Raw genomic sequence first — 25,388 nt, forward strand, 5'->3', positions numbered from 1 at the left:
GTGAGGCGTTGAGCTAACCAATACTAATTGCCCGTGAGGCTTGACCATATAACACCCAAGCAATTTGACTACTCGAAAGAGCATAAGATTGCGGTGTGTGAAGACGCAATGAACCGAAAGTTCGAGAGCAACACACAAACTATCGCATACCCGATTCGCTGGAACGTCGCAAGACGCGTCAGCTCAAGAATTTCTTGACGACCATAGAGCATTGGAACCACCTGATCCCATCCCGAACTCAGCAGTGAAACGATGCATCGCCGATGGTAGTGTGGGGTTTCCCCATGTGAGAGTAGGTCATCGTCAAGATTAAATTCCGAAACCCCAATTGCGAAAGCAGTTGGGGTTTTGTTTTGCCCGCAAAAAAGCACGCCCGGGACGAGCACAAATTTGCACAGTTATTTTCGACTCAGGACACTAGAATAGGTCCAACTTTTTCGGAGTCAGTGCCTTTATGCCAGAACCGGTTGACGCCCCCGGGCTGTCAGAATTACCGCTGGACGACTTGGTGGCGTGCCATGAGTGCGACTTGCTGATGCGCAAGCCCAAGCTCGCCCATGGCGAGAAAGCCCTGTGTCCGCGCTGCGGTTACGAACTCTATGCCCATCGGCACAATGTTGTGCAACGTAGTCTCGCCTTGGTCATCTCCGCGCTGTTGTTGTACATCCCGGCGAACTTTTTACCCATCATGCAGCTCAATCTACTCGGGCAGTCGTCGCAAGATACTGTCTGGAGTGGCGTTGTCGGCCTGTTCGATACCGGAATGCAAGGCGTCTCAGTGGTTGTGTTCCTGTGCAGCATGGGGATCCCGTTGCTCAAACTGCTTTGCCAACTGGCCGTGCTGCTGAGCATTCGTTTTGATATCGGCCGTAGTTACGGCTTGTTGCTCTATCGGATTTATCACCATCTACGCGATTGGGGGATGCTCGAGGTCTACCTCATGGGCGTGCTGGTGGCGATCGTCAAACTGGCAGATATGGCAGCAATCACCATCGGTCTCGGCCTGGCGTGCTTTATCAGTTTGTTGTTGGTCCAGGTCTGGTTGGAGGTCGTGATGTCGCCCCATCAGATCTGGCAGGCTTTATCAGGAGAGGATGCCCATGCGGGCGATTGATGCAGGCATTCTGATTTGCGCCGAATGCCATGAATTGAACAAGCAGGAAGCTGACACCGACGAGCAGGTCTGCACCCGCTGCGGTGCGCTGGTTCACGCCCGCCGTCCCAACAGCCTCGCTCGTACCTGGGCGTTGCTGATCACGGCAGCGATCCTCTACATTCCGGCCAACGTACTGCCGATCATGACGGTCAGTTCCCTCGGTCAGGGCGATCCCAGCACCATCATGTCCGGTGTGATCCAACTGGTTCAACACGGCATGCTTCCCATCGCCGCCGTGGTTTTTATCGCCAGTATCGTGGTGCCCACGTTCAAATTGGTGGGCATCGCCTTGCTGCTGTTTTCGGTGCAGCGCCACCAGCCGCTTTCGGCTCGTCAACGGATCTGGATGTACCGCTTTATCGAGTTCATCGGTCGCTGGTCAATGCTCGATATCTTTGTGATTGCCATCCTGGTGGCGGTTGTGAATTTTGGACGGCTTGCCAGTGTCGAAGCCAATCTTGGCGCCATCGCTTTCGCCAGTGTGGTGATTCTGACGATGCTTGCCGCAGTAACTTTCGATCCCCGACTGATTTGGGATAACACGGAGTCGGACGACGACCATGACTGATTTGCCCACAGCGAAAACCCGACCGGCCTCGAACTGGTCAGCCATTTGGGTGTTGCCCCTGATCGCCCTGATCATCGGCGGCTGGCTCGGCTGGCGTGCCTACAACGAGACCGGCATCGAGATTCAGGTACGTTTTGAAAGCGGTGAAGGCATTCAGGCCAACAAGACCGAAGTGGTCTACAAAGGCATGTCGGTCGGCAAGGTGAAAACCCTCACGCTCGATGATGAAGGTGCCTCCAAAGGAGTGATCGCCACCGTTGAGATGAACAAGGACGTGGAGCAATACCTGCGGACCAGCACACGCTTCTGGCTCGTCAAGCCGAGCGTGACCCTGGCGGGTATCACGGGCCTGGAAACCCTGGTCTCCGGTAACTACGTCGCGATCAGTCCGGGGGAAGGCGAGCCCACACGCCGGTTCAAGGCCCTGGCTGAAGAACCGCCGTTGTCGGATGCCCAGCCCGGGTTGCACCTGACCATCAAGGCTGACCGCCTCGGTTCGCTGAACCGTGGCAGCCCGGTGTTCTACAAGCAGATCAAAGTAGGACAGATCAAAAGTTACTTGCTGTCCGAAGACCAAAGCACGGTTGAGCTTAAAGTGTTCATCGAACCCACGTACGCCAAGCTCGTACGCAAACACACACGTTTCTGGAACGCCAGCGGCATCAGCATCGACGCCAACCTGTCCGGTGTGAAGGTGCGCAGTGAGTCCCTGGCCAGCATCGTCGCCGGCGGTATCGCATTCGCCACGCCGGAAAACCGCAGGGACAGCCCGCCCACCGATCCGAGCCTGCCGTTCCGTCTCTATGAAGACTTCGATGCGGCGGCGGCCGGTATACGGGTCAAGGTTAAACTCAGCGATTTCGAAGGCCTGCAGGCCGGTCGTACGCCGGTAATGTACAAAGGCATTCAGGTCGGCAATCTGAAAGCGTTGAAGATCGATCCCGATCTGTCCGGTGCTACCGCTGAACTGACCCTTGATCCTCTGGCCGAAGATTACCTGGTCGAAGGCACTCAATTCTGGGTGGTCAAACCGTCGATCTCCCTGGCGGGTATCACCGGGCTTGAAGCGCTGGTCAAAGGTAACTACATCGCTGTGCGTCCCGGCGATAAAGGCGCCGCACCACAGCGTGAGTTCGTGGCAAGGGCCAAGGCGCCGCCGCTGGATTTGCGTTCGCCGGGCCTGCACCTGGTGTTGTTCACCGAAAATCTTGGTTCGCTGGAAGTTGGCAGTCCGATTCTCTACAAGCAGGTCAAGGTCGGTTCGGTCCAGAGCTATCAGTTCTCGCGCAAGAAAAAACAGTTGGTGATCGGTGTACACATCGAAAAGGAATACGAAGGGCTGGTTAACGCCTCGACTCGTTTCTGGAATGCCAGTGGCATTACGCTCACGGGCGGATTGACTGGCGGAATCCAGGTCAAAAGTGAATCGTTGCAAAGCCTGATGGCCGGCGGTATCGCCTTCGAAACCCCGCTGGCCAAAGCCCCGCTGCAAAAGAAAATCCCGCGTTTCCGTCTGTTCGCCAGCCATGACGAAGCCAACCAGAAAGGCGCCGTGATCACGATCAAGGTCGATCGCGCCGATGGCTTGCGCAGCGGCACACCGGTGAGATTCAAAGGTCTGGACGTCGGCAAGATTGAAGACGTCGACCTCACGGATGACCTGCAATCGGTGATGCTCACCGCGCGGATCACCGAAGTGCCGGAGCGAATCGCTCGGGCCGGCAGTCAGTTCTGGGTGGTCAAACCCGAGCTGGGTCTGCTCAAAACGTCGAACCTGGAAACCCTGGTGACCGGTCAATACATCGAAGTGCAGCCGGCCGCGAAAAACATCGGGCCGCAGAATAACTTCGTAGCGCTGGCCAATCCTCCGGAAACCGCCAAACAGGAAGCCGGGTTAAGTCTGGTTCTGAGCGCCGCTCGTCGAGGTTCGTTGAAAACCGGCGTGCCAGTGACGTATCGCGAAGTCACCGTGGGCAAGGTGACGGGGTATGAACTGGGCCAGACGGCTGACCGTGTGTTGATACACATCCTGATCGAGCCGAAGTACGCGCCATTGGTGCGCAGCGGCACACGATTCTGGAACACCAGCGGTTTTGGTTTCGACTACGGCTTGTTCAAAGGCGCGACGGTTCGTACCGAATCGCTGGAGACGCTGATTCAGGGCGGCATCGCTTTCGCCACGCCGGACGGGGATCGCATGGGTAACCCGGCGCGAGCGGAGCAAACCTTCCCGTTGTTCGACAAGTTTGAAGATGAATGGCTGACCTGGGCGCCGAAGATCTCGCTCGGCAAATAATCTGTTGGCGTCAGGGATGACGCCTTCGCGGGCAAGCCTCGCTCCTACAGATCAGCACCGAACCTGTAGGAGCGAGGCTTGCCCGCGAAGAGGTCCGGATAGCCAACACATAACCACCAGACAAAAAAAAGGCCGCGATTGGATCGCGGCCTTTTTTATTGCCTTCGATTAACGCAAATCAGACCGCATCCAGCTCCGGTTCATCCGCTTCAACATTAACCACAGCCTTCACCTCATCGTGGCGACGGATGTACTTCCAGTCCGCCTCATCGATGTAGATCCCGTTCGGCCCGCTACCGCCTTCCAGGTCAATCGCCACACTGGCGCAGACCTGCGGCTTCACACTCGCCAGAATCGGCACGAAGCCCAGTTGCAGACTGGTTTCCAGCAACGCTGCCTGGTTTTTCTCGTCGATGTCCGCCGCTTCGTCGAGGTAGTACGGCAGGCGCACGCGACCGGCCTGGTCGCGGTCCATCAAGTGCAGCAACAAGTACATGTTGGTCAGCGCCTTGATGGTCATCGTCGTGCCGTTGGACGCGGCGCCGTCGATGTCGGTGTGGATCACCGGTTGGCCATTGACCTTGGTGATCTCGAACGCCAGTTCGAACAAGTCCTTGAGACCAAGCTGGTTGTGATTCGCCGCTACCAGGCGCGCCAGGTATTCCTTGGCTTCCTCGTTTTTGTTGTCCTGATCGGCGCTTTGGCTCAGGTCGAACACGGAGAGGGTTTCGCCTTCTTCGTACTGACCGGCGCTGTGGATGATCTGGTCGATGTGCTTGAGCGCTTCCTTGTTCGGCGCAAGCACGATGCGGAAGCTCTGCAGGTTGGAGACCTGACGCTTGTTGATCTCGCGGTTGAACAGCGCCAGTTGGTGCTCAAGGCTGTCGTAGTCGCTGCGGATGTTGCGCAGGGTCCGGGCGATGTCGGTAACCGCGGCGCGACGTGCCTTGCCGAGGGTCAGGGCTTCGTCGGTGCGGTGCGCATACGCGTTGATCAGCAGTTGCAGGCGACGCTCCATATCGTCTTCGCTGTCAAACTTGGCCACGCCCTTGAGGCGCACCTGAGCGTACAACGCGTCGATCTGGCCATCGCTGCGCAGCAAGCCCTGCCAGCTGTCCTGATAGTCGTTGAGCAGCGGCAACAGGTTGTCCATCGAATCGTCGATCGGGTCCATGAACGGCGTGCCGAACGGCAGGTCTGCCGGCAACAACTGACGGCGGCGCAGGGCGTCGTCGAGGGTGCGCTGCTTGGCTTCCATGTCGCCGATCTGCCGGCCGACCAGTTGCAGCTTGGCCGACAGTTGCTGGACACGTTCGGTGAAGGCGTCGCTGGAGCGCTTCAGTTCTTCCTGCGCCGCTTCCATCTGCGCCAGTTGCTCAAGCTTGTCGTCTTCCTCGGCGCTGAGGGTTTGCGCGCGGCGGAAATCTTCCAGGGCTTTCTGCGCGTCCAGCACTTGCTGGTACAGCGCTTCGGTCTGGGTCTTGCTCGCTGCGCGGTCGGCGACCACGGCAGCCTGGGTTTTCAGTTGCTTGAGTTCTTTTTCCAGGCGGTCTTTCTGATCGCGCAACGCGGCGCGGTCCGCCAGGGCTTGCAACGCAGGAGGTTCAATGTGCGAGATATCGATGGACAGGCCCGGTACTTCGAAGCGCTCGCCTTTGAAGCCGTCGAGGATCAGCTCCATGGATTTGACCCACTGACCGTCCTCGTCCAGCGTGATGCCATGCTCGCCCAACGGCAGGCTGAACAGCGCGCTGTTGAACAGGCGCATCAGACGCTCGACATCCTGTTGCGAGAACTCTTCACGCAGGCGGGCGTAGCTGTTGTTGTCGGCGTGATCGAGTTGCTGTTTCACCGATTTCAGGCGTTTTTCCAGATCGCGCAGGCGCTCTTCCAGGTCTTCGGCAGAGAACTGCCGCGACTGCGCCAGCGCACCGGCCAATTCATCGTGCGCGTCCTTGGCCGCGAGCAATTGCTGCTCCAGGACCTTGACGTCAGTCACCAACGCGAAGCGATGCTTGAGCACCGACAACTCGCCGAGCCAGCGCTGGATGCCGGTGATTTCCCGCTCCAGACGCATCAGCTCCTGCGTGCCGCCGCGCTGATCGTTTTGCAGCGCGTCCTGTTCGTTGCGGTAGTGCTCGGCCTGAATCGTCAGCTCTTCCTTGCGCGCACTGGCATAGTCCGACCAGGTGCCGAGCAAGGAATCGAGCAACGGCGAGATCCGGTGCAGCTTGCCGCGCAGAATATTGCGCTGGGCAACGCCTGCGGCCAGCGCTTCAACCAGCGGACCCGCTGTGACCAGCGAGTTGTAGTCCTGCTCCATGCGTCGTACATCGCGGAAGGCTTCTTCGCACGCAGCGATGTAATCGACGCTGCCGGAACGCAGGCTGTGTTCGAAAGCATCGAGGAACAATTGCTTGAGCTTGGCCGCGGTGATTTCGCGCATGTGCAGCAGGTTGATGAACAGTGCGCGAAAGGTCTTCAGGCTCTGCTCGCTGGTGGAGCGTAGCGGGATCAGGGTCAGGTCCAGCGGAATCGAGGTGTGGCCGCCGACCAGCAAACGACGCAGTTCATCCGGCTTCAGTTCGTAGGCTTTCAGGCCTTCGCGCTCAAGGTTGGTGAACAGTTCTTTCTGACGCAGGCAGGTGTCGTTTTTCTGGTAATGGGCCAGGTCGAGTTTGCCGGCGTAGGCAAAGAACTGGTGGCCGAAACCACCGCCCGGGCCGCGACCAACCACACCGATCACGTGCGGACCGTGGGGCAGCGAGACTTCAACCAGGATGTAACTGGTGTCCGAGGCGAAGTAGAAACGCCGGGATTGTTCCAGGCTGTACTTGCCGAAACTCATGTCCGACATGCGCGCCAGAATCGGGAACTGCAACGCGTTGATCGAGGCGGATTTACCGAGGTTGTTCGCGCCGTAGACCGACAACGGTTCTTCCAGCGGAAACAGGCCGAGGCTGTAACCGGCGGTGTTCAAAAGGGCAAAGCGGCGAATGCCGTAGCGTTCCTTGCTCATGCGTCGGTCTCCTGTTCTTCGGCAATGGCGCGGGCCAGAGCGTCTTCTTCGCTTTCTTCAGCGAAGTCACTGAGGTCCAGCGGGTCATCGGTTTGCAGCAGTTTTTCGTCGCTGTCGTCGTCGATCAGTACCGGAACCGGCAGCGGCAGCACGCTGTGCAGGCTGGCGGCCAAGTCGCGGTCTTGTTGAACCGACAGGCAGACGTCGAGGAAACGGTGCATCGGCGGCAGGAAGCGGTAGACGCCGTTTTCTTCGCCGGCAAACCCGAGCTGCGTCATGCGGCGCATGATTTTTTCTTCGAGTTCTTCGACGGTCTGCACTTCGGCCTGGATGAACAGGTCGCGGTATTTTTCCAGCAACGACGGCAGTTCATCGCGACCGAGGCTGCCGCCGTCGAGCACGGCAATCGGGTCACGGCCCTGATCGGCCAGATGCTCGACGAGGATGAAGGTGAACAGCGCCAGACGCTGCGCGGTCTTGTTCACGGCAGCGGCGGCGAGGTCCGGCACAAAGTAGTAGAAACCGCGGGTGTCGCAAACCAGTTCAAAACCCAGTGCCTTGAACAGCGTGCGGTACTGGTCCTGGAAGTTCGACAGTTGCGCGTACAGCTCCGGGTCGCGGCGGCTGACGTGGTAGCCCTTGAACAGCTCGCGAAAGATCGGTGCCAGCTGGGACAGTTCGGATAGATCAAGATGCATGTGGAGTGCTCGCAGAATTCTCGATGGCATCTGGGCCGGCCGAGAGCAGGGCGAAGGAGCGCAGGCTGACCTGGTGCTCGTGAGTGTGGTAATCGCGGCGTTCCAGACGCTCGCGTTTGAAGCGTTTTTCCCGCGACAGGCGCGAGAACCAGTACAGCAATTCGTCGGTGGCGCCGTTCGGTTCCTGTTCCAGCAGCCAGGTCATCAGGTCTGGCATCGGCAGCGCGTCTTCACAACGTTCAAGCATTTCGCGAACGGTACGTGGTGCGCGTGGCGCTTCGCCTTTCTGGGTCTTGTGGGCCTTGGGGAACCGCGCCGGTTTCGGCTCGAAACGGGCCAGCGCGTAGACGTAGGCTTCGACCTGACTGGCACTGCCGAGGAAGGTGCTTTGCGGCCGGGTGAACATCGGCATCGCCGCTTGTGGCACCGCGTCGATGCCTTTGCGACGGATGGCCGACAAGGCCAGCGCTGCGCCACGGGTCACGGCGTTGTGACGACGGGCTTCTTCACGCAGCGGCAGTAGCAGTTCGCGGGCATGACGCAGCGTCAATTGAGCGCTGGTCTGCATTTCAAGGATGCGCGCGTGGGTGCGCAGCAGCATGTCGTCGTCGACCAGGTGGCCGAGGCGTTGCTGCTCGGTGAGCATCTTCAACAGGACGTTTTCGACTTTGCGCACGCCTTGTTCGAAGGCGCCGTCGGCGTTCACCAACTGAATCATCGGCTCGACGTATTCGTCCCAGGTCGCCAGCACTTCGGCGTAACGCTGACGCAGCGGGATCTGCCGATCGCTGGTCTTGGCGCGTTCGGCGACGGCCACCAGGGCCTGTTCGTCGTTGGCGAGCTTCTTCAGTACATCGCGCACACGCATGTCGAGCAGGCGCAATTGGCGCGCCAGGTCGTGGCCGTCGCGGATGTCGAAGGCGTCCTGAATGTAACCGGCCAGGCGTTCGAGGTGGCGCAAATAGGCTTCGATTTCCAGGCACAGGCCCAGACGGTGCTCACGGCGCAGGTAAGCGAGGAAGTCGTGGATCTGCGCGTTGAGCTCGAAACGGTTCGGGCTTTTTGCCACGGGAACCAGAATGTCGAGGCGGATCCACACGTCCAGCAGGCTGGTGATGTCCTGCGGCGTACTGTCGAGTTGCTGGGCGGCCAGTTGCGTGCGCAGTTCGTTGAGGCTCAGTGTGCCTTGGTCGAAGTGCTCGCACAGTGGCTCCAGAAGTGCCCAGTGTTCAGCGAGGGCGCGCAAGACGCGCTTGGGTTCGATCATCGGAATGGCCGGCTGGTTGGCGATTAAAAGCCGCGATTGTACTGCATCGGGACCGATGCGATTCACTCTCGGGACGGGCTGTAGCTGTTTCTAAGGGAAAGAGTATCGATCAAGCGCGGGCGATCTTGAGCGAAGGGCGGTAGAATCAGCGCACTTTAGTTATCCACAAGTGGCCGACCTTTGCTAATCGAGTCCCGTCGCCGCGCTTATTTGACCGCCATGCAGGTGGTCAACTGGCTGCCGCGTACCGAATTGCCCTTTGCCGCGCCCTCGCGGCCCGAGCTGCTGGAAATGCCGGAGCCGTTGGTCGTTGCCCCTGTGGCGCCGGCACCCGTGGCTGAGATGCCCGTGGAACCAGTGGTCAAACCTGCGGAGCGGGTGAAGATCGAGGTGCCGCGGCCATCGTTGTCGAGCACGCGGACGGTCACCCAGCCGGTCGAGGAGGAAGTGCCGGTCGTCGCCAAGGCTCCGCAAATCCCGCCACCGCGTTTCGCCCTGCAATTGCTGCGCGCCGGTCGTTGCCTGCTGTTGGTGGAGTTACCCACAGGCGAAACCTTCCAGACCCGCGATCCCGCCTATCTGCTGCTCAAGGACATGTTGCGCGCCGCCGGTCTGCCGGACAGCCCGCAAATTGTCGGCGAACCGGTGCGCTGGCCATTGTTGGTTCGCGGCACCATGGATCAAGGCCCGGAAGCGGCTCGTGACTTCGTACAAGGTTTTCTCTCGGCCCGGCTGGAAGACGCACCGTGCGTCTGCGTGTGGCTGATCGGCCTGCCGGCGGTGCGTTTTGCCGGCGAGGCCAACGCCGAATCCTTCAATCGTGAACTTCAGGTCGAAGGCCTGGGCGCGGTCTGGGCCCTGCCGGGCCTGGAATTATTAATGGAAGAGCCACAGCGTAAGGCTGATGTCTGGCAAGCCATGCGTCGGCTGATGGCGCGCTGGAAAGAATCGAATGAGTGACGCTGTATCGTTTCGCCCGATGACCGAGGCGGACCTGGACGCTGTCCTGAAAATTGAATTCGCGGCGTACAGCCATCCCTGGACCCGCGGGATTTTTCTCGATGGGCTGGGCAAGTACCAGATCTGGCTGATGTTCGAAGGTTCACAGCAGGTCGGGCACGGTGTGGTGCAGATCATTCTGGATGAAGCGCACCTGCTGAACATCACCGTCAAACCGGAAAATCAGGGCCGTGGCCTGGGTTTGACGCTGCTGGAGCACCTGATGTCGATTGCCTACAAGGCTGAGGCGCGGGAATGTTTTCTGGAAGTGCGCGACAGCAATCGCTCGGCGTTCCGGTTGTATGAGCGTTTCGGGTTCAACGAGATTGGCCGGCGTCGGGATTATTATCCGGCGGTGGGTGGGCGCGAAGATGCGGTGGTCATGGCCTGCACTTTGGTGGATTGAGCCTCAAAAGCTTCGCGGGCAAGCCTCGCTCCTACAGGGAATTGCATTGCAAACGTAGGAGCGAGCGGGCGGCGATCCGACTTGCCCGCGAAGGCGTCTTCATTGACACCCACCATTACCGATTCCCATCCAGCGGATCCAGCCGCGCCAGTTCTTCTTCATCCAACCCATTACCCCCGCCGATGTCATCTTCATCGACGATGCTCAAATCCCAATCGGCCCGGTAATCGTCACCGGCCTCATGCGCATCCCGCGCACCGTCTTCACGGATCAACGTTTCCGGGCTCATGTCATCATCGGTGGGTTCATGATCAGCGGTCGAGGCGCCGGTCATTCCGGCTTCACGCACGCGCGCGCGCGGTATCAGTCGCTCGCGTTCCGTTTGCGTCAGTTCGTCGCCGATTTTCGCGCTGGGTTCTTCCTCCTCGAAATCCAGCTCCTGCAGCGAACCCATGCGGTCTTCGTTGTCGTCGATGGGCTCGGGTTGCGCCGCATCGTACGGACGTCGTGAATCATTCATGGTAATTCCTCATACTGTGAGCCTTACTACGGTAGACCCACTGGGCTGCCCGGAATTCCGCCGGCAGGGAACACCGGTAATATGCCTCATCGGCAATCTGCATCTTGCGCGTGACCCCGACGGACGGTTGTCTGTCAAAGCAGCGCATCATTCTCGAGGCTTCATTGCATGAACGACTTACAAGATCTGATTGATAACAACGAGCGCTGGGCTGACGCGATCACCAAAGAAGATCCTGATTTCTTCGCCAAACTGGCGCGTCAGCAAACGCCGGAATTCCTCTGGATCGGCTGCTCCGACGCCCGCGTACCGGCGAACGAGATTGTCGGCATGCTGCCTGGCGACCTGTTCGTCCACCGCAACGTGGCCAACGTGGTGCTGCACACTGACCTCAACTGCCTGTCGGTGATTCAGTACGCGGTGGACGTGCTCAAGGTCAAACACATCCTCGTTACCGGCCACTATGGCTGCGGCGGTGTGCGTGCTTCGATGCAGGATCGCCAGTTCGGCTTGATCGATGGCTGGCTGCGGTCGATTCGTGACCTTTACTACGAAAAGCGCGAAGAACTCTCCAAACTGCCGACCGAAGAAGAGCGGGTCGACCGCCTCTGCGAGCTCAACGTGATCCAGCAAGTGGCCAACGTCGGGCACACCAGCATTGTGCAAAACGCTTGGCACCGCGGGCAGAAACTGTCGATTCACGGCTGCATCTATGGCATCAAGGACGGTCGGTGGAAGAGCCTGAATGCCACCATCAGTGGTTTCGAGCAGTTGCCGCCGCAGTACCGCCTGCGCCCATTCGAGCCGCTGTAAAAGCCCCTGGTGTCATCGGCGCCAGTTCTGGAAGAACAACTGGCCATCGGCATTCGGCGATTCGTCGTAGCCGGTGATCCAGCCACGGCAGCAAGGACAACCACAGCGGCAGGCAAACTGCCGCTGCAGCCTGTCTTCCGTCGTGGCGAAATCCATCGTCAGCCGATCACCTTTTCTGATGTCCTTCAGCGCCCATAACCACAGTTCACTCATGTCGAGAAAGGCGTTGGGGTCGCAGGCGTGGTTAAGCAATCCGCAGAAGCGCGGGTCATAGACATGAATGCCCGGTGCCATTTGCCGAGTGTGTCGGCAGCGATAGGGCAGCAAATGCCCGGAAATACGGCAGATTCGGCTGAGCCGAGGGAATTCGCGCAAAGCGGCGACAGCGATCGGCTCTCCCTGAGCATTGTTGATGATTTGAAAGTCTTCCGTGTTAGGGAATCCTAGTCGAGGGGACAACTTTCTAAACCGATAGATGCCATTGAATGGCGGTGAGGTGATTCCTTGCTCAGCGTGGGGTTTCATCACAATCCTTGTCGGCGGGGCGCTGCGACCTCCGTCAGCTGACATCCTGTCAGCCCTGCAGCACATGGGTACGCCTCAAGACTCTCGCAAAAAAAACCACCGGTCTACTGTCATAACTGACAGAGGAAAAGCGCGCGTTCCCACGTCAGCCAAGGCTCACGCAGGAACGCCGTTCAGTTTTTTACAGATGCGTAGCAGGCACTGCGGTCGCAGGCGTGGGGACCTTGAGCTGTTTGAGTTGAGCCTTGATCGGCGTCGTCGCGCATTTGGCCGTGGCTTGCCCAGGCGTCAGGTTGCGGATCGAGGTGTAGAACAGTTCGCAGGTTTTAACTGCCTGGGCCACTTGCCAGGTCTGGGTGCAACTTCTCAGCTCAATGTCTGGATTGCTGTCGAGGTCGCGGCCCATTGCGGCCTGCCAGCATGCGGCACTCAAGTCCTGGCCCATGACTTTCAGGCCCGCTGCATCGGCCTGTGCCTGGGCATCTTTGCCGGTGTAGCTGTCCGGGTCGGCGGCGTACCAGATGTAGCTCGGGTGGTTGGAACCCAGCACCGGCACTTTCACCCCTTCTTTCGGACTGATGGTTGCCAGGCCCAGCACGTTTACGGTCGGTCCGTATTGCTGCTTGATCCAGTTACGCACCGGCGCACCGAACGCGACCATCGGCAACGTGGCACCGCTGGCGTTCTGGCTGACTTCCTTGACCATGGTGGTCTGGTAGTCCTTGAAGTAGTCGTAGACGCCTTCCAGATCCTTGCCGGCGTTGGACGGCGCGGCGATCGGCGCGATGTCGATGATGGTCTGGAAAGCCGGTGTCTGATCGGCAGGGATGCCGTTGATCGTCAGCAGCGTGGCCCAGCGATCGGTGGTCTTGGACTCCAGATAGTCCTGGGCCTGAGTCAGCGAGTAATCCGGCGGGAAGTGCAGCAGCTCGACACTTCTGCGGTTCTCCAGGGCCATGCCCAGCGGCAGGAACAAGTACCAGCTGTAAGCCCACTTGCCGTCGGCATTCAGCTTGCTGGCGCCGGTATAAGCCAGATCGCCGGCATCGAGCAGCGCTGCCAACGGCTTTTCATAGCCCCTGGGCACACCGGTGATTGCGGCATAGAGCTGATTGTTATCGGTTTTGACCTGCACCTTCGCATCGCTGTAACCATCACGCTGCACGCTCTGCGTCAGGTAATGCTCGACGGTTTGCTCCAGCGTCCAGTTGCGAAAGCAGATCACGTTGCAATTGTTGGGGTAAGCGAACAGCCGGGTGACGCGCTCGGTGCTGCCCAGCTTCAGATCGGCATCCGCCTGGGCGGCGGTGCTCAGGGTCAGGGCGGCAAGGGTGAGTGCTGCGAGTTTGAACATGCTCAGATCCTTTTCAGCGTGTGGGCCCTCGAGAACGGGCGAAGACATACTGAAACAGAAGAGGCCGAACGAGAAGTAGGGGCCGATAGAAATATCGGCCCCTTTTTGCATTACGGCATCACCGGCGCCGTATACGTCAGCGTCGTCCCCAGCGCCCACAGCAGAAACAGCACCAGCGGCGTGTGCACCAGCAGTTGCACGAACGAAAACCCGATCAAGTCCCGCGCCTTCAAACCCAGCACACCCAGCAGCGGCAGCATGTAGAACGGGTTGATCAGGTTCGGCAGGGCTTCGGCGGCGTTGTAGATCTGCACGGCCCAGCCCAGGTGGTAGTTCAGGTCGGTGGCCACTTGCATCACGTACGGCGCTTCGATGATCCACTTGCCGCCGCCCGACGGGATGAAGAAGCCGAGGATCGCCGAGTACACGCCCATCAGCAGCGCGTAGGTGTCGTGGGACGCGATTTGTACGAAAAAGGTCGAGATGTGGTGCGCCAGAGTCTGCGCGTCAGTGCCTTTGACCGTGGTCATCAGCGCGGCGATCGAGCCGTACAACGGGAACTGGATCAGCACGCCGGTGGTAGTCGGCACCGCGCGGGACACCGCATCGAGGAAACTGCGCGGGCGCCAGTGCAGCAAGGCACCGAGCATGATGAACAGGAAGTTGTAGGTGTTCAGCCCGGAAATCGCACTGATCGCCGGTTTGGTCGAGAACTCGTGGAACAGCCACCCGGCCGCCAGCAGCACCAGCAGAATCGTCAGCAGCGGGCTGTGTTCCAGCCATTCGCCGGGGCGAGTGCGCGGTTGCAGCGGTGGCAGGTTGAAGCTCGGGTCGATGCCGCAGGCTTTGGCATCGCGGGCCGAGTTCGGGCCTGGGGCGGTGGCGTAGGCAATGATCAGCGAGATCACGATCAGCGCCAGCAACATGACGCCGGACTGCCAGAGAAAGATGGTTTGCGTGAACGGTATCACCCCGGTGATCGACAGAATCGACGGCGGCAAACTGGCCGGGTTGGCCTGCAACTGCGCGGCGGACGACGACAGGCCCAGGGCCCACACCGCGCCAAGGCCCAGGTAGGCGGCAGCACCGGCGGCGCGATAATCCATTTTCAGGTCGACGCGGCGGGCGAGGGCGCGCACCAGCAAGCCGCCGAACACCAGCGACAAGCCCCAGTTCAGCAGCGACGCGACCATGGAAATCAGCGCCACCCACGCCACGGCGGAACGGCCGTTCTTGGGGATGCGCGCCAGACGGTCGATCAGCTTGACGGCGGGCGGCGAGCTGGCGACTACATAGCCGCCGATCACCACGAACGCCATCTGCATGGTGAACGGGATCAGGCTCCAGAACCCGTCACCGAAGGCCATCGCGGCGTCGGTGGGTTTGGCGCCCATGAACAGGGTGGCCACGGCGACGATGATCACCGCCAGGGCAGCAAACACCCAGGAATCAGGAAACCAGCGTTCGGCAAAACTTGAACAGCGCAGGGCAAAGCGGGCGGAGCGGGTATCTTCGATATCAGCAGCCACGGGAGTACCTCGAATTTTTATGTTTGTTGTGGTCTTCAGGGCTGCAAAGGCCTAACGCCGTTTTTATTGTGGGAGCGAGCCTGCTCGCGATGGTCGTAAACCATGACGCGTGTTTACTGATTAAACGCGTCGTTCTCGAGTCCATCGCGAGCAGGCTCGCTCCTACAGTTTTTGATCGGCACTGGCTGCAACGCCCGTCTGGACAGGCGCCAACAGTAAATCAATCGGTCAGAATTTGTGACGAAGTTTTACCGATACGGGACTATGGTCTAACGGGTTGTCCGCTGGCGCGTTTGCGTAGACCATGGGCGCCTTGGTTTTTTGCCCATGCCAGAGTTCTTTTGATGACTGCCCTTAACGATTCGCGCCCGGCACCGTTCAGCCGTTCGGACTACAAGACCCTAGGCCTTGCGGCCCTCGGCGGCGCGCTGGAAATCTACGATTTCATCATCTTCGTGTTTTTCGCCCTGACCCTCAGTCAGCTGTTCTTCCCGCCGGAAATGCCTGAATGGCTGCGCCTGCTGCAAAGTTTCGGGATTTTTGTCACCGGTTACCTGGCGCGGCCGTTGGGCGGGATTCTGATGGCGCATTTCGCCGACCGGCTGGGGCGCAAGAAAGTCTTCAGCCTTAGCATTCTGATGATGGCGCTGCCGTGCCTGCTGATAGGCATCATGCCGACCTACGCCCAGATCGGTTATTTCGCACCCTTGCTGCTGTTGGTCCTGCGGGTACTGCAAGGCGCGGCGGTCGGCGGTGAAGTGCCGAGCGCCTGGGTGTTTGTCGCCGAGCACGCGCCGGCCGGGCATCGCGGTTATGCACTGGGTTTCCTTCAGGCCGGGTTGACCTTTGGCTACTTGATCGGCGCGCTGACAGCGACCTTTCTGGCACAGGCGTTCACCCCGGCGGAGATCCTCGATTTCGCATGGCGTTACCCGTTCCTGCTGGGCGGAGTATTTGGCGTGATAGGCGTCTGGCTGCGCCGCTGGCTCAATGAAACTCCGGTGTTCATGGCGATGCAGGCGAAGCGTGATGCCGCCGTCGAACTGCCACTGCGCACGGTCCTGCGTGAGCATCGCCTGGCCATTTTGCCGGCGATGATCCTCACCTGCGTGCTGACTTCAGCCGTGGTGGTGTTTGTGGTCATTACCCCGACCATGATGCAGAAAACCTTCGGCATGACCGCCAGCCACACCTTTGGCCTGAGCGCATTGGGCATCGTGTTCCTGAACATCGGCTGCGTGCTCGCCGGTTTGCTCGTCGACCGTATCGGCGCCTGGCGCACCGTGATGCTGTACAGCCTGCTGCTGCCGCTGGGCATCGGCGTGCTTTATACCTGCCTGATCATCGGCGGCAACTGGATCGGTCTGGCGTATGCGATTGCCGGCCTGAGTTGTGGCGTGGTCGGCGCGGTGCCGTCGGTGATGGTCAGCCTGTTCCCGGCGCGGATTCGCGTCTCGGGGATTTCCTTCACGTACAACATTGCCTACGCCGCGTGGGCGAGTATCACGCCGCTGTTGCTGATCGGTCTGATGCCGTGGAGCCCTTGGATCTGCGTGATTTTCTGCGCGGTGATGGGCGCGGTGGGCGTGAGCAGCGCGCTGTATTTCGGCGCGCGTACGCCGAGCACAGGCAATTGCCCGGCGGCTGGCGCCATCTGATTGAAGGTGGCGCTGCGTCCAAGACAACTATTTTTGTAGGACAACCCTGAAACACTCTTCAGAAAACATCCCCAAGGCCGATGGCTAGGCTGCATGCCGCTTTCTATCTCTGTCCATCGGTGCTTTCCCATGTTCAACAAACGCTTGAAGCAAGAGTTGTCGGCTCTTCGCGAAGAACTCTCCAGCCTTCAGCAAGTGAAGGAAAGTCTGGAAAGCGAGATGCTGGTCCTGACCCTGGATCCCGACGGGCGGATTCAATCGGTCAATCAGAATTTTCTCAGCGAGATGCTCTACAAGAGCCACGACCTGATCGATCGTCCTATCGAAGACATCGTTCCTGTTCACGTGAAGTCCGACGAATTCCATCACCGCTTCAAGGCTGCACTGACCCGAGGCGAGCACTTTGCCGGTGCGGTGCGCTTGTTGCGTGGCGATGGCCAGGAAGCCTGGTTGCGTTCGATTGTGCAGCCGGTGCGCTCCGGGGACGGGCGGATCAAGCACTTTTCGATTTACTCCAGTGACCTGACCCGCACCATCGAGGCATCCCGTGAACACGAGAACCTGATCGGCGCGCTGGTGCGCTCGACGGCGGTGATCGAGTTCGACCTCGCTGGCAATGTGTTGTCGGCCAACGACCGCTTCCTCAACGGCATGGGTTACAGCCTCGCGCAGATCAAAGGCAAACATCACCGTCTCTTCTGTGAAGCGCAGGAGCACACCAGTGCCGAGTATCAGGACTTCTGGCGTCGCCTGAATTCCGGGGAATTCGTGGCCGGCCGCTTCAAACGCATCGACAGCCACGGGCGTACGGTCTGGCTGGAGGCGTCCTACAACCCGGTGGTCGACGCCAATAACAAACTCTACAAAGTGGTGAAGTTCGCCACGGTGATCACCGATCAGGTCAATCAGGAGCTGGCCGTCGCTGAAGCGGCGAACATTGCCTACGGCACCTCGCAGCAAACCGATCAAAGCGCCCAGCGCGGCACGGCCGTGGTGACGCAAGCGGTGAACGTGATGCGCGACCTGGCCAAGCACATGCAAACGGCCGGCGAGGGCATCGAGGCCTTGAACGAGCAGTCGCTGGTGATCGGCACCATCGTCAAAACCATCAGCGGCATCGCCGAACAGACCAACCTGCTGGCACTCAACGCGGCGATCGAAGCGGCCCGTGCCGGTGAGCAGGGTCGTGGTTTTGCCGTGGTCGCGGACGAGGTCCGGCAATTGGCTTCGCGCACCAGTCAGGCCACCGATGAAATTGTCCTGGTGGTGCGTCAGAACCAGGACATGGCGCGTAATGCGGTGTCACTGATGACCGACGGCAAAACTCAGGCAGAGCAGGGGCTGGCGCTGGCGGCAGAGGCGGGCACGGTGATTGTCGAGATTCAGGACGGCGCGCAGAAAGTGGTGAACGCGGTCGGGCAGTTTGCCAACCAGCTAACGACTTGATGCCTGCGAACCGGGCGGATATCGCTACAATCGGCTCTTTTCCCAGGAGCAGATCCCATGAGCGCTTCCCATCGCCGTCCGGTTCCCTTGTCCAAGGCTTATCGCCTGCTCAACCATGGGCCGACCGTGCTGGTCAGTGCGGCCCATGACGGGCAGCGCAACATCATGGCGGCGGCCTGGGCCATGCCACTGGATTTCGAACCGCCGAAAATTGCCGTGGTGCTGGACAAGTCCACCTGGACCCGGCACCTGCTGGAAGCGTCGGGCACATTCGTGTTGAACGTACCCTGCGCTGCCCAGGCCGATATCGCGCAAACCGTCGGCTCGACCTCGGGCCTGGAGCTGACTCAAGGCCAGGGCCGGGACAAGTTCCAGACCTATGGCTTGCAGACCTTCAGCGGCGAGTTGATCGACGCGCCGATGCTCGAAGGCTGCGTGGCCTGGCTGGAATGCCGGTTGCTGCCGGAACCGAACAACCACCAACAATACGATCTGTTCCTGGCCGAAGTGATTGCGGCCCAGGCGGACGAGCGGGTGTTCAGCGACGGACGCTGGCATTTCGAGGGGCACGATGCTTTACGCACCTTGCACCACGTGGCGGGCGGGCATTTCCTGACCATCGGTGATCCGGTAGACGGCAAAGCCTTGCAGCCGTAAGACTTCAGACCCAGAGGTCATTCTCCGCCGTGCGCTCGCCACCCTTGTCGCCGGTGTTCAACACGCCCCGGGGTTCGATCAGCAGGAGTTTCACCTCTTGCTCGGCGAACGGCTTGTGCTCGATGCCCTTGGACACCACGTACATTTCGCCGGCGTTCACCAGCACGTGGCCATCACGAAAATCGATGCGCAACTGGCCTTCGAGCACGATGAAGGCTTCGTCGGTATCGAGGTGGTCGTGCCAGATGAAATCCCCCAGCAGCTTCACCACCTTGAACTGGTAGTCGTTCATTTCGGCAATGACGCGCGGTGTCCAGTGCGAGTCGATTCGTGAGATTTTTTCGGCGAAGTTCAAGCTTTCGTAAGCTTTCATGAAGCAGTTCTCGTGGTTGATCGTAGAACCACGGTAACCAGCGCAACGGCGCGCTTCTTGTACGATTGTGCGTGGCTCAGCGCCGGTGCATTTTCATCCAGCGCGCCGGTGACAAGCCGTAGGTTTTGCTGAACTGGCGGGTCATGTGGCTCTGGTCGGTGAAGCCGGCGATCAGCGCGGCACTGACCAGCGATTGGCCCTGAATCAGCAGCGAACGGACCAGGTCCAGGCGACGCATGGTCAGGTATCGATAAGGGCTGGTGCCGAACAACAGGCGAAAGTCCCGTGACAGGCTCCAGCGATCCCGACCGCTGTGGTGCGCCAGTTCTTCCAGGGTCACGGTGCGATCCAGGGCGCTGTGCATGTACTCCCGCGCGCGTTCTGCTGCCACATAATCGAAGCTTGGGCGCGTGGTGGTCACTCCGCCGACAGTGTTCAAGGCTTGCGCCAGATCGAACAGCGCGTCCTGTTCTTCCAGCGGTTCGAGCGGGCAATCGAGACTGCGCAGTAGCACTTGGGTGGCGGCGAACAGGCGTGGGTCGGTCGACAACCCGTTCTTGATGAACGGCAACGGCTGACCGCCGAGCATCTGCTGGATCAGCGCCGGTTCGATGTACATCATTCGGTAGTGGAAACCGCTCTCGGTCCCGGCCTCGCCATCGTGGACTTCGTCCGGGTGCAGCACCATCGTCCCGCCGGGCAGGCTGTGGCGCCAGGCGCCGCGGTACTGGTAACTCTGCACGCCGGCCAGGGTGTGACCGATGGCGTAGGTGTCGTGGCGGTGCAAGTCGTAGCCGTGACCTGCAAAAAACGCTTCGAAACGCTGCAGGCCGGAAACGTCGGGTGCGCGGTGGAACCAGTCATTGCGAGGCGGGTGTCGGGCCATGGTGATCGTTATCTTGAGCTTGATGCAGAACACGTTAGCTCAGTGACCGGTCGTCTGTCTGCTGGCGGATGGAAGGTCTCGCGCGAGTAGAAAACCGAGTGCAAATGTTGCAATGTGTTGCGCATCCTCTGCAGCCAAGAAGGCGACCCCCATTATGGAAATATCCCACCTGAGCTACGCCGCTCCGTTGTTGTCGCTGGCGCTGTTGTGGACGGTTGCGGTGGTGACGCCGGGGCCGAACTTCTTCAACATCGCGCAACTGGCAGCCAGTCAATCCAAACGTCACGGCGTGGTGGCTGCGCTGGGCGTGGCCACCGGCACGGTGCTCTGGGGGCTGGCGGGCGGGTTGGGCATCAAGTCGCTGTTCAGCGCGGCACCGACGCTTTACCTGAGCTTCAAGATTGCCGGTGGTTGTTACCTGATCTACCTCGGCTTGAAGCAGTTCAAGCGCAAACCGCCGGTTGCTGCGGGCGACAGCCGCTTGCTTGACGGCGCGAGGCGCACATTGTGGTCGGTGTATGGCCAGGGTTTTCTGGGCAACATGACCAACCCAAAATCCGCACTGTTCGTGGCGACGATCTTCGCGACCGCCATGCCCGCGACAGTGCCCCCGACATTGCTGGTGCTGGCCGTATTGACCATGGCGACGTTGTCGTTCAGTTGGTATTGCAGCGTGGCGCTGGTTTTCTCCAGCCGTCGGATGGCGCGGGTGTACGACCGTTCGCGCCAATGGCTGGATCGCTTTGCCGGCAGTTGCTACCTGTTGTTCGGTGCGCATCTGGTGGCCAGTCGCTAAGGAGTTCTGAATGAGCAAACTGCGGGTAGGCATTATTTTTGGCGGCCGTTCGGCGGAGCACGAAGTGTCGCTGCAATCGGCGAAAAACATCGTCGACGCACTGGATCGTTCGCGCTTCGATCCGGTGTTGATCGGTATCGATAAACAGGGTCATTGGCACTTGAACGACCCGTCGAATTTCCTGCTCAACCAGGAAAACCCGGCGCTGATCGCCCTCAACCAATCCAACCGCGAACTCGCCGTGGTGCCGGGCAAAACCCGTCAGCAATTGGTGGAGACTTCCAGTCAGGAGCTGTTGGGCCACGTTGATGTGATCTTCCCGATCGTCCACGGCACGCTGGGTGAAGACGGTTGCCTGCAAGGGTTGCTGCGCATGGCCGATCTGCCGTTTGTCGGCTCCGATGTGCTGGGCTCTGCGGTGTGCATGGACAAGGACATCAGCAAACGCCTGCTGCGCGATGCCGGGTTGGCGGTGACGCCGTTCGTGACCCTGACCCGCGCAACCGCCAAGCGCACCGGGTTCGCCGAGGTCCGGGGCAAACTCGGGCTGCCGCTGTTCGTCAAACCGGCGAATCAGGGCTCTTCGGTGGGTGTGAGCAAGGTCAACGATGAGGCCGAGTACACGGCAGCGATCGAATTGGCCTTGGGTTTCGATGAGAAAGTGCTGGTCGAATCTGCCGTCAGCGGTCGCGAGATCGAATGCGCGGTGCTCGGCAACGAAGACGCTATCGCCAGTGGTTGTGGCGAAATTGTCGTGCGTAGCGGGTTTTATTCCTACGACAGCAAGTACATCGACGCACAGGCCGCGCAAGTGGTGGTTCCGGCTGACATCAGCACCGAAGCCAGCGAACGCATTCGTGCCCTGGCCGTCGAGGCGTTTCAGGTGCTCGGCTGCTCCGGGCTGGCGCGGGTCGATGTGTTCCTGACGGACAGCGGTGAAGTACTGATCAACGAGATCAACTCGCTGCCCGGTTTCACCCGCATCAGCATGTACCCCAAGCTGTGGCAGGCCACGGGCATGACGTACAGCGAGCTGGTCAGTCGTCTGATCGAGCTGGCGCTGGAGAAGCACAAGGCACGGCAGGTGTTGAAGATTTCTCGTTAGTTTGCGTGCGATTGTTCAGGCTCAGCCTCTCAAACGACGTATTTCCCTGTAGGAGCTGGCTTGCCAGCGAAGATCGTCAACGATAACGCGTGCTATCTGAATGACCGCGTTCTCCAGACGTTTTTCGCGAGCAAGCTCGCTCCGGCAACGGATTCAGGAGCATCCGGCTTTCAGCACTGCGCAGGACTCAATCCCCCAACGCTTCTCCCTCCCGCCGCGGATCCGCTCCACCCGCAAGCGACGCTTTCCCCTGTGCATCCCTGACCCGGACAATCGCCTGCGTCCCGCTGGTCATGTCGATTTCGCTCACGTTGTGCCCCTTGTCCTTCAGCGCCTGAATCAGCTCGGCGCTGAACTGCCCGCGTTCCAGTTCGGTCGGGCCGTTGCGGCTGCCGAAGTTGGGCAGGTTGATGGCGGTTTGCGGGTCGAGGTTCCAGTCGAGCAGGCCCAAGGTCGATTTGGCCACGTACTCGATGATTTGCGAGCCGCCGGGAGAGCCGATGGTGGCGAGGAATTCGCCGCTCTGGCGGTCGAAGATCAGGGTCGGCGCCATGGACGAGCGCGGGCGTTTGCCGGGCTCGACGCGGTTGGCGACCTTTTGCCCGTTTTCTTCGGGGATGAACGAGAAGTCGGTCATCTGGTTGTTGAGCAGAAAGCCCTGGACCATCAGGTGTGAGCCGAAGGCGGATTCGACCGTGGTGGTCATCGACACCGCACCGCCCAGGTCATCGACCGCCACCACCTGAGAGGTGGAAATGCGCAGTGGCGAGCGGTCCGGCGCGTAGGCGACCTGAATGCCCGGTGGGGTGCCGGGTTTGGCCGTGCCCATGCTGCGATCACCGATCAGGGCGGCGCGGCTGGCCAGATAGGTCGGGTCCACCAGGCCCTTGACCGGGACGGGCACGAAGTCGCTGTCGGCGACGTACTGTGCACGGTCGGCGTAGGCGAGGCGCTCGGCTTCGGAGATCAGGTGCACGGCTTCAGGGGCCGGTTCGATGCCGGCGGGTTGGGCGCTTTTGACTGGCTTCAGTGCCGCCAGGGCATAACGCGGGTCGCGGGCTTCCAGCGCCTGCAAGGTGCCGAGAATCTGCGCCACGGCGATCCCGCCCGACGACGGTGGCGGCATGCCGCAGACTTGCCAGCGTTTGTAATCGGTGCACAGCGGTGCGCGTTCTTTGGCGGTGTAGCCGTTGAGGTCGTTCAGCGACAGCGTGCCGGGGTTGGCGTGGCCCTGAACCTTGGCGACGATTTCCTGCGCGATGGGGCCTTTGTACAGCGCATCGGGACCTTCCTTGGCGATGCGTTTGAACACAGCGGCCAGTGCCGGATTTTTCAGTGAGGTGCCGACGGCTTTCGGGCTGCCATCCGCGTTCAGGAAGTACGCCATCATGTCCGGCGAGCGCTGCATGGACGAATCCGAAGCAATCAACTGATGCAGGCGCGGCGAGATGGCGAAGCCTTGTTCCGCGAGTTTGATCGCCGGCTCGAACAGCTGCGCCCAAGGCAGGCGACCGTGTTTTTGATGGGCCAGTTCCAGCGCCCGCAACACGCCCGGCGTGCCGACCGAGCGACCGCCAATCTGCGCCTGAGTGAACGGCATCGGTTTGCCATCGGCCTGCAGGAACAGCTTCTCGGTGGCGCCGGCCGGTGCGGTTTCGCGACCGTCGTACGTGCGCACGTTTTTGCCATCCCACAACACAATCAACGCGCCACCACCGATACCCGACGATTGTGGCTCGACCAGCGTCAGCACTGCTTGCATGGCGATGGCGGCATCAATCGCCGAACCGCCCTGACGCAGCATCGCCCGTCCGGCTTCGGCAGCGAGTGGGTTGGCTGCTGCTGCCATGTGTTTTGAGGCGTGGCGGGTTTGCAGGTCGGTGCGATAGCCCGAGGCGGTTTCCGGTGCGACCGGTAAGGTCGAGGAGGGCGGGGCACTGCACGCCGCGAGGATTAATGCACTGGCAATCAGCGAAAGGGCTGACAGGCGATAGCGGCTCAAATGAAGGGTTGAGAACACGCGGGGCACTCCGTCCGTGGGAAAAGTTCAGGGGACTTTATCGGCCGACAGGAAGCGACGCAAACCACAGGACGTTTTGTCCTTCATCCATTGACGGATTTTCTGTAGGGTCGAGGGCAACAGGCAGGCCAGAAAACAAACAAGAGGCAGACATGCAGACCGACTTTCCCACCCAGCCCGGCTATCGCACCCAGCGTGAACAGTTTCTGGCCGCAGCGACCACGGCCGGCGCGACGCTGACTGAGTACCCGCACCCGCTCAAAGGGCCGTTCGGTGAGCCGTTGAGCACCGATGTGGCGGTGCTCGGAGATCCGGGCGCCAAACGCTTGCTGATCGCGTTGAGCGGCACTCACGGGGTCGAAGGTTTCTATGGTTCGGGCTGTCAGATCAAATGGATGCAGGAGTTGGGCAAGCGTTCACTGCCGGCTGATGTCGCCGTGGTGTTCGTTCATCTGATCAATCCCTGGGGCACGGCGTGGTTGCGCCGGGTCAACGAAGACAACATCGACCTGAACCGCAATCACCTGAACTTTGAACATCCACTGCCGGACAACCGGGCCTACGCCGCGCTGCATGAGATCTATGCCTGCACTGAGTTGGCAGGCCCCGAGCGTGATCACGCCGATGCGCTGCTTAACCAGCAGATCCACGATCACGGCTGGCCGGCGGTGATGTCGATTGTCGAGGGCGGCCAGCACAGTCATCCCGATGGTCTGTTTTATGGCGGGCGGGCACCGGCCTGGTCGAACCGTACGTTGCATCAGATCCTGCAAAAGCATGTCGCCCACGCCGAGGTCGCGATGTGCTTTGACCTGCACACCGGCGCCGGGGAGTACGGCCATCCGATGTTGCTGACCATCACCGAGTCGGCTTACCCGGCGTTGCCAGAGGCGCAGGCCATTTACGGGCCATGGCTCTACACGCTGCTGACCGGTGCCGATACGCTGAGCGAAACCGGCGTGGCCGCGACGGCAACCGGCTACACCTCGCAGGCGCTGATCGATGCGTTGCCGCAGGTGCGCCTGATGCCCTTCGTGATTGAGTGCGGGACGTATCCGGGGGCCGAGGTTCATCGTCATCTGCGTGACGATCATTGGCTGCATCTGCACGGCAATCCCGGCGATGCCGTGGGGCGCGAGATCAAACTGAATCTGCTGGAACAGTTCTATCCTGCCGACAGCGACTGGCAGGCGATGGTCTGGTTGCGTACGTGGCAGATATGGGAGCGGGCGTTGTCGGCGCTGGCGGCAATGCGTTCCTGACAGGCGTTGTGGTCCGGTTCAGGTTTTGTGGAGCC

21 protein-coding genes, 1 rRNA gene and 2 pseudogenes are annotated in these 25,388 nt (G+C 60.4%); 14 read left to right on the forward strand and 10 right to left on the reverse strand.

Features of this window, described 5'->3' with window-relative positions; translation table 11 throughout:
- The first annotated feature begins 193 nt into the window (after positions 1–193).
- From rrf to KGA82_RS09760, 4 genes are all read left to right on the forward strand, one after another.
- Positions 194–309 (forward strand): 5S ribosomal RNA (gene rrf / locus KGA82_RS09745).
- Positions 310–454: 145 nt separating this feature from the next.
- Positions 455–1,114 (forward strand): paraquat-inducible protein A, encoded by a 660-nt coding sequence (locus KGA82_RS09750; protein ID WP_223450246.1) that lies wholly within the window; start codon positions 455–457, stop codon positions 1,112–1,114.
- Entirely contained in the window at positions 1,101–1,724 is a 624-nt protein-coding gene (locus KGA82_RS09755) for a paraquat-inducible protein A (RefSeq protein WP_192228931.1), read from the forward strand. The genes KGA82_RS09750 and KGA82_RS09755 overlap by 14 nt, the downstream gene beginning before the upstream one ends.
- Entirely contained in the window at positions 1,717–4,020 is a 2,304-nt protein-coding gene (locus KGA82_RS09760; RefSeq protein ID WP_223450247.1) for an intermembrane transport protein PqiB, read from the forward strand. Before KGA82_RS09755 ends, KGA82_RS09760 begins: the two co-directional genes overlap by 8 nt.
- 178 nt (positions 4,021–4,198) lie before the next feature.
- Here KGA82_RS09760 and mksF read toward each other — a convergent pair whose 3' ends face one another.
- The 3 genes from mksF to mksB are packed head-to-tail and all read right to left on the reverse strand — an operon-like array spanning position 4,199 to position 9,004.
- Complete coding sequence (mksF, locus tag KGA82_RS09765) at positions 4,199–7,039, reverse strand: Mks condensin complex protein MksF (RefSeq protein ID WP_008037179.1); 2,841 nt, start codon at positions 7,037–7,039, stop codon at positions 4,199–4,201.
- The gene (gene mksE, locus KGA82_RS09770; protein WP_008025812.1) at positions 7,036–7,737 is read right to left on the reverse strand and encodes an Mks condensin complex protein MksE; all 702 of its coding nucleotides are present in this window, start codon (positions 7,735–7,737) and stop codon (positions 7,036–7,038) included. Before mksE ends, mksF begins: the two co-directional genes overlap by 4 nt.
- Positions 7,727–9,004, reverse strand: coding sequence for an Mks condensin complex protein MksB (gene mksB, locus KGA82_RS09775; RefSeq protein WP_192419130.1), 1,278 nt, complete (start codon positions 9,002–9,004; stop codon positions 7,727–7,729). The genes mksE and mksB overlap by 11 nt, the downstream gene beginning before the upstream one ends.
- Positions 9,005–9,223: 219 nt before the next feature.
- Between mksB and KGA82_RS09780 the strand changes: the two genes are divergently transcribed.
- Both KGA82_RS09780 and rimI read left to right on the forward strand, forming a co-directional pair.
- Complete coding sequence (locus KGA82_RS09780) at positions 9,224–9,964, forward strand: energy transducer TonB (protein ID WP_223436761.1); 741 nt, start codon at positions 9,224–9,226, stop codon at positions 9,962–9,964.
- Positions 9,957–10,409 (forward strand): ribosomal protein S18-alanine N-acetyltransferase, encoded by a 453-nt coding sequence (gene rimI, locus KGA82_RS09785; RefSeq protein ID WP_223450248.1) that lies wholly within the window; start codon positions 9,957–9,959, stop codon positions 10,407–10,409. Before KGA82_RS09780 ends, rimI begins: the two co-directional genes overlap by 8 nt.
- A gap of 115 nt (positions 10,410–10,524) precedes the next feature.
- Here the strand turns inward: rimI and KGA82_RS09790 are convergent, their stop codons facing one another.
- Positions 10,525–10,929, reverse strand: a complete 405-nt coding sequence (locus tag KGA82_RS09790) for a hypothetical protein (protein WP_008037181.1) — start codon at positions 10,927–10,929, stop codon at positions 10,525–10,527.
- Between the two features lie 168 nt (positions 10,930–11,097).
- Here KGA82_RS09790 and can point away from each other — a divergent pair, with 168 nt between their 5' ends.
- Complete coding sequence (gene can, locus KGA82_RS09795) at positions 11,098–11,742, forward strand: carbonate dehydratase (RefSeq protein ID WP_008025819.1); 645 nt, start codon at positions 11,098–11,100, stop codon at positions 11,740–11,742.
- Between the two features lie 12 nt (positions 11,743–11,754).
- On the opposite strand, the gene KGA82_RS09800 is transcribed toward can, so the two are convergent.
- From KGA82_RS09800 to KGA82_RS09810, 3 genes are all read right to left on the reverse strand, one after another.
- Positions 11,755–12,267, reverse strand: a complete 513-nt coding sequence (locus KGA82_RS09800) for an SET domain-containing protein-lysine N-methyltransferase (RefSeq protein WP_223450249.1) — start codon at positions 12,265–12,267, stop codon at positions 11,755–11,757.
- Positions 12,268–12,448: 181 nt separating this feature from the next.
- A complete protein-coding gene (locus KGA82_RS09805; protein ID WP_223415240.1) occupies positions 12,449–13,621 on the reverse strand; it encodes a hypothetical protein in 1,173 nt (390 codons plus the stop codon).
- Positions 13,622–13,731: 110 nt separating this feature from the next.
- Positions 13,732–15,150: a short-chain fatty acid transporter gene (locus KGA82_RS09810; RefSeq protein ID WP_008037184.1), complete on the reverse strand. Its 1,419-nt coding sequence runs from the start codon at positions 15,148–15,150 to the stop codon at positions 13,732–13,734.
- 344 nt (positions 15,151–15,494) lie between these two features.
- On the opposite strand from KGA82_RS09810, the gene KGA82_RS09815 reads away from it, so the two are divergent.
- The 4 genes and pseudogenes from KGA82_RS09815 to KGA82_RS09825 all read left to right on the forward strand — a co-directional run bounded on the left by KGA82_RS09815 (position 15,495) and on the right by KGA82_RS09825 (position 18,911).
- On the forward strand, positions 15,495–16,808 hold the full coding sequence (locus KGA82_RS09815) for an MFS transporter (RefSeq protein ID WP_008037185.1): 1,314 nt from the start codon (positions 15,495–15,497) through the stop codon (positions 16,806–16,808).
- A gap of 219 nt (positions 16,809–17,027) precedes the next feature.
- A pseudogene (locus KGA82_RS29455) lies at positions 17,028–17,660 on the forward strand (PAS domain-containing protein); the annotation flags it as partial.
- A gap of 159 nt (positions 17,661–17,819) precedes the next feature.
- A pseudogene (locus KGA82_RS29460) lies at positions 17,820–18,254 on the forward strand (methyl-accepting chemotaxis protein); the annotation flags it as partial.
- Between the two features lie 57 nt (positions 18,255–18,311).
- On the forward strand, positions 18,312–18,911 hold the full coding sequence (locus KGA82_RS09825) for a flavin reductase family protein (RefSeq protein ID WP_008025833.1): 600 nt from the start codon (positions 18,312–18,314) through the stop codon (positions 18,909–18,911).
- 4 nt (positions 18,912–18,915) lie between these two features.
- Here KGA82_RS09825 and KGA82_RS09830 read toward each other — a convergent pair whose 3' ends face one another.
- Both KGA82_RS09830 and KGA82_RS09835 read right to left on the reverse strand, forming a co-directional pair.
- On the reverse strand, positions 18,916–19,284 hold the full coding sequence (locus tag KGA82_RS09830) for a cupin domain-containing protein (RefSeq protein WP_207286082.1): 369 nt from the start codon (positions 19,282–19,284) through the stop codon (positions 18,916–18,918).
- A 76-nt stretch (positions 19,285–19,360) separates the two neighbouring features.
- Positions 19,361–20,170, reverse strand: coding sequence for an AraC family transcriptional regulator (locus tag KGA82_RS09835; protein WP_032832348.1), 810 nt, complete (start codon positions 20,168–20,170; stop codon positions 19,361–19,363).
- Between the two features lie 154 nt (positions 20,171–20,324).
- Here KGA82_RS09835 and KGA82_RS09840 point away from each other — a divergent pair, with 154 nt between their 5' ends.
- Both KGA82_RS09840 and ddlA read left to right on the forward strand, forming a co-directional pair.
- Entirely contained in the window at positions 20,325–20,966 is a 642-nt protein-coding gene (locus tag KGA82_RS09840) for a LysE family translocator (RefSeq protein ID WP_223450250.1), read from the forward strand.
- Positions 20,967–20,976: 10 nt separating this feature from the next.
- Positions 20,977–22,071 (forward strand): D-alanine--D-alanine ligase, encoded by a 1,095-nt coding sequence (ddlA, locus tag KGA82_RS09845; protein WP_223450251.1) that lies wholly within the window; start codon positions 20,977–20,979, stop codon positions 22,069–22,071.
- A gap of 187 nt (positions 22,072–22,258) precedes the next feature.
- Here ddlA and ggt read toward each other — a convergent pair whose 3' ends face one another.
- Entirely contained in the window at positions 22,259–24,091 is a 1,833-nt protein-coding gene (gene ggt / locus KGA82_RS09850) for a gamma-glutamyltransferase (RefSeq protein ID WP_223450252.1), read from the reverse strand.
- A gap of 152 nt (positions 24,092–24,243) precedes the next feature.
- Between ggt and KGA82_RS09855 the strand changes: the two genes are divergently transcribed.
- Positions 24,244–25,353: a DUF2817 domain-containing protein gene (locus tag KGA82_RS09855; protein ID WP_223450253.1), complete on the forward strand. Its 1,110-nt coding sequence runs from the start codon at positions 24,244–24,246 to the stop codon at positions 25,351–25,353.
- Positions 25,354–25,388 lie beyond the last annotated feature (35 nt).

The organism is Pseudomonas sp. BF-RE-22, from assembly GCF_019956155.1.
GTDB classification, from domain to species: Bacteria; Pseudomonadota; Gammaproteobacteria; order Pseudomonadales; family Pseudomonadaceae; genus Aquipseudomonas; species Aquipseudomonas migulae.

Excerpts from the sequence above, each read along its gene's own strand:
- KGA82_RS09835 (WP_032832348.1), bottom strand. The coding sequence starts at position 20,170 with ATGGCCCGACACCCGCCTCGCAATGACTGGTTCCACCGCGCACCCGAC.
- KGA82_RS09855 (WP_223450253.1), top strand. The coding sequence starts at position 24,244 with ATGCAGACCGACTTTCCCACCCAGCCCGGCTATCGCACCCAGCGTGAA.
- KGA82_RS09830 (WP_207286082.1), bottom strand. The coding sequence starts at position 19,284 with ATGAAAGCTTACGAAAGCTTGAACTTCGCCGAAAAAATCTCACGAATC.
- KGA82_RS09815 (WP_008037185.1), top strand. The coding sequence starts at position 15,495 with ATGACTGCCCTTAACGATTCGCGCCCGGCACCGTTCAGCCGTTCGGAC.
- mksE (WP_008025812.1), bottom strand. The coding sequence starts at position 7,737 with ATGCATCTTGATCTATCCGAACTGTCCCAGCTGGCACCGATCTTTCGC.
- ddlA (WP_223450251.1), top strand. The coding sequence starts at position 20,977 with ATGAGCAAACTGCGGGTAGGCATTATTTTTGGCGGCCGTTCGGCGGAG.
- KGA82_RS09825 (WP_008025833.1), top strand. The coding sequence starts at position 18,312 with ATGAGCGCTTCCCATCGCCGTCCGGTTCCCTTGTCCAAGGCTTATCGC.
- KGA82_RS09755 (WP_192228931.1), top strand. The coding sequence starts at position 1,101 with ATGCGGGCGATTGATGCAGGCATTCTGATTTGCGCCGAATGCCATGAA.
- KGA82_RS09750 (WP_223450246.1), top strand. The coding sequence starts at position 455 with ATGCCAGAACCGGTTGACGCCCCCGGGCTGTCAGAATTACCGCTGGAC.
- KGA82_RS09760 (WP_223450247.1), top strand. The coding sequence starts at position 1,717 with ATGACTGATTTGCCCACAGCGAAAACCCGACCGGCCTCGAACTGGTCA.
- can (WP_008025819.1), top strand. The coding sequence starts at position 11,098 with ATGAACGACTTACAAGATCTGATTGATAACAACGAGCGCTGGGCTGAC.
- mksB (WP_192419130.1), bottom strand. The coding sequence starts at position 9,004 with ATGATCGAACCCAAGCGCGTCTTGCGCGCCCTCGCTGAACACTGGGCA.
- KGA82_RS09840 (WP_223450250.1), top strand. The coding sequence starts at position 20,325 with ATGGAAATATCCCACCTGAGCTACGCCGCTCCGTTGTTGTCGCTGGCG.
- rimI (WP_223450248.1), top strand. The coding sequence starts at position 9,957 with ATGAGTGACGCTGTATCGTTTCGCCCGATGACCGAGGCGGACCTGGAC.
- KGA82_RS09800 (WP_223450249.1), bottom strand. The coding sequence starts at position 12,267 with ATGAAACCCCACGCTGAGCAAGGAATCACCTCACCGCCATTCAATGGC.
- KGA82_RS09780 (WP_223436761.1), top strand. The coding sequence starts at position 9,224 with ATGCAGGTGGTCAACTGGCTGCCGCGTACCGAATTGCCCTTTGCCGCG.
- mksF (WP_008037179.1), bottom strand. The coding sequence starts at position 7,039 with ATGAGCAAGGAACGCTACGGCATTCGCCGCTTTGCCCTTTTGAACACC.
- KGA82_RS09790 (WP_008037181.1), bottom strand. The coding sequence starts at position 10,929 with ATGAATGATTCACGACGTCCGTACGATGCGGCGCAACCCGAGCCCATC.
- KGA82_RS09805 (WP_223415240.1), bottom strand. The coding sequence starts at position 13,621 with ATGTTCAAACTCGCAGCACTCACCCTTGCCGCCCTGACCCTGAGCACC.